Raw genomic sequence first — 11,000 nt, 5'->3', positions numbered from 1 at the left:
GGGGGGGGGGGGGGGGGGGGGGGGGGGGGGGGGGGGCCATGCTGTTCACCGGCACGCCCCTGGCCTGGCTGGTGCAGCAGTCGTCCTGGCGCATGGGGTTTGGCGTGCTGGCAGGCCTGGCTGCGCTGGCCTGGCTGCTGATCTTCTGGAAGGTGCATGAGCCCGCACAACCCATCGACGATGCCGCGCCGCGCGAATCGGTGCTGCAGGCGGTGCGCGGCTTCGGCGCGCTGTTCCTGCTGCCGCACACCGCCGGCATCATGCTGCTGGCGCTGATGACCTATGCCTCGTTCCTCACGCTGCGCGGGCTGTGGCTGGGCCCACTGTTGATCGAGCGGCACGGCTATTCGCTGGTGGCCAGCGGCAATGTGGCCATGCTGTCGTCGCTGGTGTCACTGTTCAGCCCAGCCCTTTTTGGTCGGCTGGACCCTGGCCCCAGGCGGCGCAGGCGCTGGCTGCTGGGCTTTACCGTCCTGCTGGCGGCCTTGTTTGCGGCCATGGGCTTTCTGCATGCCGAATGGCTGGACGTGGGCGGCTCCGTGGCCGTGGGCCTGCTGTCAGGCTACATGGTGCTGCAGTATTCGGACGTGCGCTCGGCCTACGCCCCTGCGGTCACAGGGCGCGCCATGGCGGTGTTCACCATGGCGCTGTTCCTGGGCGTGGCGCTGATGCAGTGGGTGACGGGCGTGGCGGCCTCCATCGCCGCCGCACAGGGTGCAGACCCGTACGTGGCGGTGATGCTGACCATCGCGGCCATGCTGGTGGTGGGTGCACTGGCCTTCAGGCTGCTGCCCGCGCCCGCTCATTGACCCGCCCTGGGCCCGGTGGGCACCACGCGGCGCTGGCACCGTCAACACGCCACCACTGCAGCACGCCAAACAGCAGTTCGAAGGCGGTGAAACCCAGCACGATGGCATTGGCGCCATGTGCCACCGCGTAGATCTGCCAGGCCCCAAACAGAAACCGCGCCACGCCATCCAGCCGCCCCAGCAGCACCGTGGGCGCCACGATGCGCGCCACCGACCACACCACCACCACCGAGCCCAGCAGGTTGGCCAGCAGCATGTGCGTGGTGTCCAAGGGGTGCAAGGTGCCGGGCAATGCGAGCGCCTGGGCCAGCAGGTTCAGCTGGGTGTAGAGCCAGGCGAAGGTCCAGGGCGAGGCAAACGGCCAGGTGACGAGCAGGTCGTACCAGCCGCTGGCGCGGACGATGCGCAGATAACGGCCGGAAGCGAAAGCAGGGATGTGCATGACAAGAAACCTCTGTGAATGAATCAATGAGGCCCCGAGCTTCCACCTTGAAGTACGCTTCAGGGTCAAGCACTTTGTGAGGGGAACGGGATCATGCTGATCGGTGAACTGGCCACGGCCTCGGGCCTGAGCCGCGAAGCGCTGCGCTTTTATGAACAGCAGGGCCTGATTCGCGCGCGGCGCCTGGACAACGGTTACCGGGACTACCCGCCCGAGGTGGTGACGCTGGTGCAATACATCCGCACCGCGCAGCAGCTGGGCTTTACCCTGGCGGAGATCGGAGACCGGCTGCCCGCCATCTGGGACGCCGCCGAGCCCGGCCCCGCATTGGCGCAGGTGTTGGCCGCCAAGCTGCAGGAGATTGACGACCGCATTGCCGCGCTGCAGGGCCTGCGCCAGACGTTGGCCGAGCGTGTGGCCACCGACTGCCCGCTGCAGGCCCGGGTGCCACGGGCCAAGGCCTCTTCGCCCGTTTTTTGAACCCAATCGGGCGGTAGCGCTAGTACATCATGCGCTGACAGCTATCAAAAACAGAGCAATCTTCGTTCAACCGCCGCGCAGGTGCCAGCGCAGCCCGGTCAGGTGGCTGAGGCGGGCACCTGGTGCAGCAACACCGGGTGGTTGCCATCGGCGTCCGCACTCTCGATCTGCACCCCAAAGCCCCACAGCCGCGCCACGTGCCTGAGCACCTCCTGGGTGTCGTCGGCCAGCGGGCGGCCCTGGTACTGGGTGTGGCGCAGGGTCAGGCTGCGGTCGCCGCGCAGGTTCACGTTCCACACCTGGATATTGGGCTCACGCGTGCCCAGGTCGTACTGCTGCGACAGCATCTGGCGCAGGCTGCGGTAGCCGTTTTCGTCGTGGATCTCGCTGACCACCAGATCGCGCTCGCCAGCGTCGTCATGCAGCGCAAACAGGCGCATCTCGCGCATCAGGTGCGGACTGAGGTACTGACCGATGAAGCTCTCGTCCTTGAAGTTGCGCATGGCATGGTCGAGCGCGGGCAGCCAGGGGGTGCCGGCGATGTCGGGGAACCAGTGCCGGTCCTCCTCGGTGGGGTGCTGGCAGATGCGCTGAATGTCGCGGTACATGGCAAACCCCAGCGCATAGGGGTTGATGCCGCTGTAGGCGCGGTGCCCCACGGGTGGCTGGTAGACCACGTTGGTGTGCGAGCCCAGCCATTCGATCATCACGCCGTCGCTCAGGTAACCCTCGTCGTACAGCGTGTTGAGCAGCGTGTAGTGCCAGAACGTGGCCCAGCCTTCGTTCATGACCTGGGTCTGGCGCTGGGGGTAGAAATATTGGGCGATCTTGCGCACGATGCGCACGATTTCGCGCTGCCAGGGCTCCAGCAGGGGCGCGTTTTTTTCGATGAAGTACAGGATGTTCTCTTGCGGCTCCCTGGGGAAGCGGTCGGCCTCTTGCGCCGCACCTTCCTTGCCGGGGCGCGTGGGCAGGGTGCGCCACAGCTCGTTCACCTGCTGCTGGGCGTAGGCCTCGCGCTGCGCGCGTTCAAGCCGCTCGCGCGCCAGGTTCTTCTTGGACGGGCGGCGGTAGCGGTCCACGCCAAAGTTGGCCAGGGCATGACAGGAGTCGAGCAGGCGCTCCACTTCGCCCGTGCCGTAGCGCTCCTCACACTGGGCCACATAGTCCTTGGCATACACCAGGTAGTCGATGATGCTGGACGCATCGGTCCACATGCGAAACAGGTAGTTGCCCTTGAAGAAGCTGTTGTGGCCATAGGCGGCATGCGCAATCACCAGCGCCTGCATGGCGGTGGTGTTCTCCTCCATCAGGTAGCTGATGCAGGGGTTGGAGTTGATGACGATCTCGTACGCCAGGCCCATGTGCCCGCGCCGGTAGCGCCGTTCGGTGGCCAGAAACTCCTTGCCGTAGCTCCAGTGCCGGTAGTTCACCGGCATGCCCACGCTGGAGTAGGCGTCCATCATCTGTTCGGCGGTGATGATCTCCAGCTGGTTGGGGTAGGTGTCGAGACCAAAGCGCTCGGCCGTGGCGGCAATGGCCGCGTGGTAGCGCTCGATCAGTTCGAACGTCCAGTCGCTCGGGTCGGGCAACGGCTCGGCCGGCCGCGCGCCTGCAGGCAGGGGCTGGCCGGGCACGGCACGGTGGCGGCGCTCGCCCACGGCAGCGGCCTTCCAGGGGTTGTCGCTGAGGCGGCGCTCCAGCACGGGATACTGCACAACGTTGTTCATGCGGCCACCCCCTCTTTCTTGAAGAGATCGCGGAACACCGGGTAGATGTCACCGGGTGCGGAGACCTTGCGCATCGCAAAGTGGGAGTACAGCGGCATCAACTGGCTGTACTCGTCCCACAGGTTCTGCTCTTCCTCGGCCACCTGCACATAGGCAAAGTAGCGCACCAGCGGCAGGATCTTGTCCACCAGCAGGTTGCGGCAGACGCCGCTGTCGTTGGTGAAGTTGTCGCCATCGCTGGCCTGCGCCACGTAGATGTTCCAGTCGCCCTGAGGGTAGCGCGCACGGATGATCTGGTCGAGCAGCACCAGCGCGCTGCTCACCACCGTGCCGCCGCTTTCGGTGGAATGGAAGAACTGCTCCTCGCTCACCTCGGCCGCCTGGGTGTGGTGGCGGATGAACACGATGTCGATGGTCTCGTAGTGCCGCGTGAGAAACAGGTACAGCAGAATGAAGAACCGCTTGGCCAGGTCCTTGCGCGTCTCGTCCATGGAACCCGACACATCCATCACGCAGAACATCACCGCCTGGCTGCTGGGCAAGGGCACCGGCGTGCGCGCACGAAAGCGCAGGTCAATGGGGTCGAGGTACGGGATCTTGCCAATGCGCGCCGTGAGCGCATCGATGCGGCGCTGCAACTCAGCCACCGCCTCGCTGGTGCCGTCGTCCTGCGCCAGCAGGGCGTCCAGTTCGGCCTGCAGCGCCAGCAGCTCGCGGTGCGCCGACTTGCCCAGTGCAATGCGCCGGCCCAAAGCGCCGCGCATGGTGCGCAGCACGGCCAGGTTGTTGGGGATACCGTCCTGGCTGTAGCCCGCGCGGCGCGACTTCCACTGCGGGTTCTCGCCAATGTGGGTCCGCAGCAGGTGCGGCAGCGCCAGGTCTTCAAAAAAGAGCTGCATGAACTCTTCCTTGGTCAGCGTGAAGGTGAAGTCGTCTTCGCCCTCGCCGCTGTCGCTGGCCTGCGACCCGCGCCCACCCGCCCCGCCCTGGGGCCGCTCGATGCGGTCGCCACGCACATGCTCTGCATTGCCGGGGTGCACGGTGTCGCGGATGCCGCCCTGGCCGTGGTGGAAGACGGGCTCGCTGATGTCCTTGCGCGGGATGGTGATGCTCTCGGCCTGCTCCATGTCGCGGATGCCGCGTTGCGAGACGGCACGGCGCACCGCATCCGCGATCTGTTCCTTGTATCGGCGAACAAATCGCTCGCGGTTGCCCACCGACTTGTTCTTGCCAGCGAGCCTGCGGTCGATGATTTGCAATGCCATCCGTTGCTCCCGTTCCCCATGCAGGGCTTGTGGCCCAGGCACCGACCCTAGCTACTCTTGCGCACGCGCAGGTACCACTCGCACAGCAGCCGCACCTGCTTGGGCGTGTAGCCCTTGTTCACCATGCGGGTGACGAAGTCCTCGTGCTTGCGAGCCTCTTCGGCACTGGCCTTGGCGTTGAAGCTGATCACCGGCAGCAGCTCTTCGGTGTTGGAGAACATCTTCTTCTCGATCACCAGCCGTAGCTTTTCGTAGCTGGTCCAGCTCGGGTTGTTGCCCTGGTTATTGGCGCGCGCCCGCAGCACGAAGTTGACGATCTCGTTGCGGAAGTCCTTGGGGTTGGCGATGCCTGCGGGCTTCTCGATCTTCTCCAGCTCGGCGTTGAGCGCGCTGCGGTCGAACACCTCGCCGGTGTCAGTGTCGCGGTACTCGTTGTCCTGGATCCAGTAGTCGGCGTAGGTGACGTAGCGGTCGAAGATGTTCTGGCCGTATTCGCTGTAGCTTTCCAGGTAGGCCGTCTGGATCTCCTTGCCAATGAACTCGGCATAGCGCGGCGACAGAAACTCTTTGATGTAGCCGGTGTACTTGGTCTCCAGCTCGGCGGGGAACTGCTCGCGCTCGATCTGCTGCTCCAGCACATACATCAGGTGCACGGGGTTGGCGGCCACCTCGGCACTGTCGAAGTTGAACACCCTGGACAAAATCTTGAACGCAAAGCGGGTCGATATACCCGTCATGCCCTCGTCCACGCCGGCGTAGTCGCGATACTCCTGGTAGCTCTTGGCGCGGGGGTCGGTGTCCTTCAGGCTCTCGCCGTCGTACACCTGCATCTTGCTGAAGATGCTGGAGTTCTCGGACTCCTTCAGCCGCGTGAGGATGGCAAACTGCGACATCATCTTGAGCGTACCGGGCGCGCACACGGCGTTGCCCAGCGATGATTCGCGGATGAGCTTTTCGTAGATGCGGATCTCCTCGCTCACGCGCAGGCAGTACGGCACCTTGACGATGTAGATACGGTCAAGAAACGCCTCGTTGTTCTTGTTGTTGCGAAACGCCTTCCACTCGCTCTCGTTGCTGTGGGCCAGCACCACGCCGTCGAAAGGGATGGCACCGAAGCCCTCCGTGCCCTTGTAGTTGCCCTCCTGCGTGGCAGTCAGCAGCGGGTGCAGCACCTTGATGGGCGCCTTGAACATTTCCACGAATTCGAGCAGCCCCTGGTTGGCCAGACACAGGCCGCCGCTGTAGCTGTAGGCGTCGGTGTCGTCCTGCGCAAAGGTTTCGAGCTTGCGGATGTCCACCTTGCCCACCAGGCTGGAGATGTCCTGGTTGTTCTCGTCACCCGGCTCGGTCTTGGCAATGCCCACCTGCTTGAGCACGCTGGGGTAGCGCTTGACCACACGGAACTGGCGGATGTCGCCGCCGTACTCTTCCAGCCGCTTCACCGCCCAGGGCGACAGCACACGCTGCAGGTAGCGGCGCGGAATGCCGAACTGCTCTTCCAGAACCGGGCCGTCCTCAAGTGCATCGAAGAGGCCCAGCGGCGACTCGTTCACTGGCGAGCCCTTGAGCGAATAGAACGGCACCTTCTGCATCAGGGCCTTGAGGCGCTCTGCGATGGAGCTTTTGCCGCCCCCCACAGGGCCCAGCAGGTAGAGGATCTGCTTGCGCTCCTCCAGCCCCTGCGCGGCATGGCGGAAGAAGCTCACCACCTGCTCGATGGACTCTTCCATGCCGTAGAACTCAGTGAACGCGGGGTAGCGCTTGATGACCTTGTTGGCAAAGAGCCGCGACAGCCGCGGGTCATTGCGCGTGTCCACCATCTCGGGCTCGCCAATCGCTGCCAGCATGCGCTGGGCCGATGTGGCGTAGGCCATGGGGTCACGCTTGCACTCGGCGAGGTACTCGTCGATCGACATTTCCTCTTCGCGGCTACGGGCATAGCGCGCGGCGAAGTTGCTGATGGCATCCATACGACCTCCTGTGGCGGCACCCCTGGCGGGCTCAGGTGGTACCACGGTGTTGCATTGGCAATCGCTACCGGCTTGGCCCTTGTAGCACCACGACCTGCGCTTGAACAGCGAATTCATGGACGCATGGTTGGCCTTTTCTGGGCGTTGCACACACAGCGATAGAGCGTGGCACACTGCGCGAAGTTCACCCCGCAAAACGCTGGCACGGGTTGCCCCGGATAGGGAATGTCCTGACAACCGGGAAGTCAAGTTGACGCCCGTGCATGGGCCTTGCGCCAAGGGCTTATTTGCAGGACGCCACCTGCACACTCCCCATCACAAAGAACTGGCGCTGGAGCCATCGCCCCGGTACAGCCAGGGCACATCCAGCAAACGCTCGCCCAGCAGGTGCAGCGACAGGTCACGCCCCCAGCGCACGAGCCCCGTGGCGTGGAAGATGCGGCCGTTGCGCGTGGACCGGGCCTGCACGCGCGCGTTGCGCTGCCAGCGGTTCAGCGCGTAGCGGCGCAGGCGCAGCGGCACATCGAGGTCGTGCATGGCCAATGCACGCTGCAGCTCGGCCGCGTCTTCAATCGCCATGCCCGCGCCCTGGGCCAGGTACGGTCGCATGGGGTGCGCAGCATCGCCCAGCAGGCCCACCAGGCCTTGTGCCATCTCGTCGGCGCTGCGCACGGGCGGGCGGTCACACAAGGGCCACAGGCGCCAGCCCGCTCCACCCACGGCACTCACGCTGCGCACCACGTCCTGCAGCGCGGTGCAGGTGCCTTGCAGCGCGTGCTCCAGGCCTGCAACGTTGGCAGCATGGTCCCAGTTCTCCAGGTCTTGCGGTGCGCGCCCTTGCACAATGACCACCAGGTTTTGCAGCTCGCCCCGACGCACGGGGTACTGCACCGCGTGCAGGCGCGGGCCCAGCCATGCGGTGACCTGCGCCGTGCGCAAGGCGTCGGGCAGCGCATGCTGCGGCACCAGCGCGCGGTAGGCCAGGTGCCCCGTCACGCGTGGCGGTACCGCGCCCATAAGCTGGGTGCGGGTGCGGCTCCACAGGCCATCGGCACCGATCAGAGCATCGCCCTCTACCTGCTTGCCCCGGCTGGTGCGCACGGTGACCACGCCGTCGGCATCGGCAAAGCTGTCAATCGCATGCTCCAGATGCAGTTGTGTGTCGGTGTATTTCGTCACGGCGGACAGCAACAGGCCATGCAGGTCCGCACGGTGAATGGTGGCGTAGGCCGCGCCATAGCGCTCCACCGCCGTGGGCCCCAGGGGCAACACGGCCAGTTCTTTGCCGCTGACGGCGTTGCGCACCTGCAACCGGCTGGGAAAGGCAGCCACCGCCTGCAGCGGCTGCTGCAGACCCCAGGCCTGCAGGCGGCGCACCACGTTGGGCCCGATCTGCACGCCCGCACCCACTTCGCTGAACGCGGCAGCGCGCTCGTACAGCCGCACCTCCCACCCGGCCCGGGATGCGCCCAACGCGGCGGCCAAGCCGCCAATGCCGCCACCGGCGACCAACACCTGTTTTTTCATGGCGCGATTGTGAACTGCGCGCCCTGGCGGGTAATTGTCATAGCGCAGGCCGCAGCGCACGCTCCAGCACTTCGGCGGGCATGGGTCGGCCAAACAGGTAGCCCTGAAAGGCCTTGCAGCCGTAGCGCTGCAAAAATTCCAGCTGACCCGTGGTCTCCACGCCCTCGGCCACCACCGCCAGGTCCAGGCTTTCCGCCAGCGCCAGGATGGTGCGCACAATAGCGGCGTCGTTCGGGTCGGTCTGCAGGTCGCGCACAAAGCCCTGATCGATCTTGAGCTGGTCGAGTGGCAAGCGCTTGAGGTAACTCAAGCTGGAATAGCCCGTGCCAAAGTCGTCCAGCGAGAAGCCCACGCCGTAGCGGCGCAGGTGCTCCATGCGCGCAATCACGTCCTCGACATCGGCCATCAACAGGCTCTCGGTGAGTTCGAGTTTCAGGCGTTCCGGGTTGGCACCCGTGGCATCGAGCACGCCCAGCACCTGCTCCACAAAGTCGGGCTGGCGGAACTGCCGCACGCTCACGTTCACCGACAGAAAGAACTGTCGCGTGAGTGAGCTGCGCTGCCAGGCCACCAGCTGTGCGCACGCGGCCTCCATCACCCATTGGCCCAGGGGCAGGATGAGCCCGGTCTGCTCTGCCAGCGGAATGAACTCGGCAGGCGACACCATGCCCCGGCGCGGGTGGCGCCAGCGCACCAGGGCCTCGGCTCCCTGCAGGCGCCCCTTGCCGTCCACCACTGGCTGGTAGTAAAGCACCAGCTCCTTGTCTTGCAGGCCCCGACGCAGGTCGGCCTCCAGGGCCGAGCGGTTGCTCACGGCCGCCTGCATGTCGGGGTCGAAAAAACGCTGGGTGTTGCGCCCCGCCGCCTTGGCCTGGTACATGGCCAGGTCGGCATGTTTGAGCAGCTCATCCACGCTCACGGTCTGCTGGCCAAACAGCGCGATGCCTATGCTGGGTGTGCTGTGGTGGCTGGCATCGCCCAGCGCATAGGGCTTGCCCAGCGTGGTGATGATGTGGCTGGCCACCAGCGCAGCCTCGGCGCTTGCGTGGGCGGGGTCGGGGCTGAGGCCCTCTACCAGCACCACGAACTCGTCGCCACCAAAACGGGCCACGGTGTCGGACTCCCGCACGCAGCCCTTCAGGCGCTGCGCAACCTGCAGCAGCAACTGGTCGCCGGTGTCATGGCCCAGGGTGTCGTTGAGGTCCTTGAAGTTGTCGAGGTCAATGAACAGCAGCGCGCCCTGGGTGTCAGAGCGCGCGACCGCCAGCGTGGCGTGTTGCAGCCGGTCCACCAGCAAGCGGCGGTTGGGCAGACCGGTCAGCGAGTCATAGAACGCCAGGCGTTCGATCTGGCTCTCGACCTGCTTGCGCTCGGTGATGTCGCGGCCCAAGCCCCGGTAGCCGCGCAGGGCACCATTGGCATCGAACACAGGCACGCCGCTGACCGAGATCCAGTGCATGCTGCCGTCCGCACGCCGACGTTGCAGCTCCAGGTCACGGAATGGCTGTTGCGCCGCCAGCAATGCGCGGTGCGCGGCCCAATCAGCGTCGGTCATGTTCAGGGCGCCGATCTCCCAGCGCGTGCGCCCCATCACGTCCGACAGCGGGATGCCATTCACGCTCAGGTCACCCGCCAGTTGCACGAAGCGGCCCTCGGCATCGTGCTCCCAATACCAGTCGGACGACAGGTCGCTCAGCGACCGGAAGCGCGCCTCGCTCTCGCGCAGCTCGTTCTCCACTCGCACGTAGTCGCTCACATCGGCAAACGTGCGCACAAGACTGCCGTCGGCCAGTGTGGTGGTGCGCACCTCGAACGTGCGGCCATCGCGCGTGGTGCGCCAGTACAGCGCCGGGGCAGCGGCGACAGAGCCCTGGGCCACGTAGTCGTGCCCGCGCCGGTCCACCAGACTGTAGCCCTCGCCAAAGTCACCGCGCTCGGCCTGTACACGCGTCAGGTCAGCCAGCGTGGGGCGTGTGGCCATCAGCGACTCGGGCAGATTCAGCAGCTCCAGCACCCGCTCGTTGTAGACGGTGATGCGGCCGTCGGGCCCGGTCTTGAAGATGCCCTGGCTCATGCTAGCCAGAGTGGCCTGCAGGGCCAATCGCTGCTCCTGGAGCATGGTCAGCGCTTCTTGCCAGATGCGGGCATCCACCATGCGCACGGGCTGGCCCTGCCCCTTGGCGCCTTGCACCAGTGCCACCAGGCGGTTGAGCAGTTCGCTCAGGTGCGCAGCACCATCGGACTCGCGCAGCACATAGTCGCCCAGCCCGCAGCGAAAGGCGCGCGCGGCCAGGGCCTCTTGCGCTGCATCGATGCACATCAGCACCGGGCGGCCAGCGCACAGCTCCAGCAGGCCGGGCAGTTCCTGATCGGTGGGTTTGAGGCACAACACCACGGCATCCCAGGACTGGCTGGCGAGGGGAGCCTTGGCGGTTTCCGGCGTGGGGCTATTGACCACCCGCCAGTCGGGGTAACGCGCCGCCATCAGCCGCCGCGCCGCCGCCGCGTGCTGGGTATCGATGTCCACCCACAGGATGCCCACGCCGGTCATGGTCGCGGCTCCTGCTGTGAGGGCTGCGCTGTAGATAGGGACGGTGCCGAGTAGCCTGGCAGATGCTCACGCTCAAACAACTCTACAGGCCCGGGCCTTCCAAACAGATACCCCTGGAACCCCTCACACCCATGCAGCCTCAGGAACGACAACTGCCCCGTCGTCTCCACCCCCTCCGCCACCACCTCCAGGTCCAGGCTCTTGGCCAGCGCCAGGATCGTCCTGA

Annotated in this window: 9 protein-coding genes; 2 read left to right on the top strand and 7 right to left on the bottom strand. The window is 65.8% G+C overall.

What is annotated here, in order from left to right; all coding sequences use genetic code 11:
• Positions 1-809, top strand: an 809-nt coding sequence (locus ISS20_RS20165; RefSeq protein WP_291438960.1) for an MFS transporter, incomplete at its 5' end; no start/stop codon positions are given.
• On the opposite strand, the gene ISS20_RS20160 is transcribed toward ISS20_RS20165, so the two are convergent.
• Positions 781-1,251 carry a hypothetical protein gene (locus tag ISS20_RS20160; protein ID WP_291438958.1) on the bottom strand — a complete coding sequence of 157 codons (471 nt, stop codon included), beginning with the start codon at positions 1,249-1,251 and terminating at the stop codon, positions 781-783. The genes ISS20_RS20165 and ISS20_RS20160 overlap by 29 nt on opposite strands.
• 93 nt (positions 1,252-1,344) lie before the next feature.
• Between ISS20_RS20160 and ISS20_RS20155 the strand changes: the two genes are divergently transcribed.
• The gene (locus tag ISS20_RS20155; RefSeq protein ID WP_291438956.1) at positions 1,345-1,731 is read left to right on the top strand and encodes a MerR family transcriptional regulator; all 387 of its coding nucleotides are present in this window, start codon (positions 1,345-1,347) and stop codon (positions 1,729-1,731) included.
• Positions 1,732-1,829: 98 nt separating this feature from the next.
• Here the strand turns inward: ISS20_RS20155 and ISS20_RS20150 are convergent, their stop codons facing one another.
• From ISS20_RS20150 to ISS20_RS20125, 6 genes are all read right to left on the bottom strand, one after another.
• Positions 1,830-3,461, bottom strand: coding sequence for a SpoVR family protein (locus ISS20_RS20150; protein ID WP_291438953.1), 1,632 nt, complete (start codon positions 3,459-3,461; stop codon positions 1,830-1,832).
• Positions 3,458-4,726 carry a YeaH/YhbH family protein gene (locus ISS20_RS20145; RefSeq protein ID WP_291438951.1) on the bottom strand — a complete coding sequence of 423 codons (1,269 nt, stop codon included), beginning with the start codon at positions 4,724-4,726 and terminating at the stop codon, positions 3,458-3,460. The genes ISS20_RS20150 and ISS20_RS20145 overlap by 4 nt, the downstream gene beginning before the upstream one ends.
• A 47-nt stretch (positions 4,727-4,773) precedes the next feature.
• Complete coding sequence (locus tag ISS20_RS20140) at positions 4,774-6,696, bottom strand: PrkA family serine protein kinase (RefSeq protein ID WP_291438949.1); 1,923 nt, start codon at positions 6,694-6,696, stop codon at positions 4,774-4,776.
• Between the two features lie 315 nt (positions 6,697-7,011).
• A complete protein-coding gene (locus ISS20_RS20135) occupies positions 7,012-8,223 on the bottom strand; it encodes an FAD-dependent monooxygenase (RefSeq protein ID WP_291438946.1) in 1,212 nt (403 codons plus the stop codon).
• Positions 8,224-8,260: 37 nt separating this feature from the next.
• Positions 8,261-10,774, bottom strand: a complete 2,514-nt coding sequence (locus ISS20_RS20130) for an EAL domain-containing protein (RefSeq protein ID WP_291438944.1) — start codon at positions 10,772-10,774, stop codon at positions 8,261-8,263.
• Positions 10,771-11,000, bottom strand: a 230-nt coding sequence (locus ISS20_RS20125) for an EAL domain-containing protein (protein ID WP_291438941.1), incomplete at its 5' end; no start/stop codon positions are given. The genes ISS20_RS20125 and ISS20_RS20130, both read right to left, overlap by 4 nt.

It is taken from the genome of Acidovorax sp., assembly GCF_016783915.1.
GTDB lineage: Bacteria > Pseudomonadota > Gammaproteobacteria > Burkholderiales > Burkholderiaceae_C > Acidovorax.
Note: the sequence above shows the minus strand (reverse complement) of the source record. Positions and strands in the feature narration are given on the sequence as shown.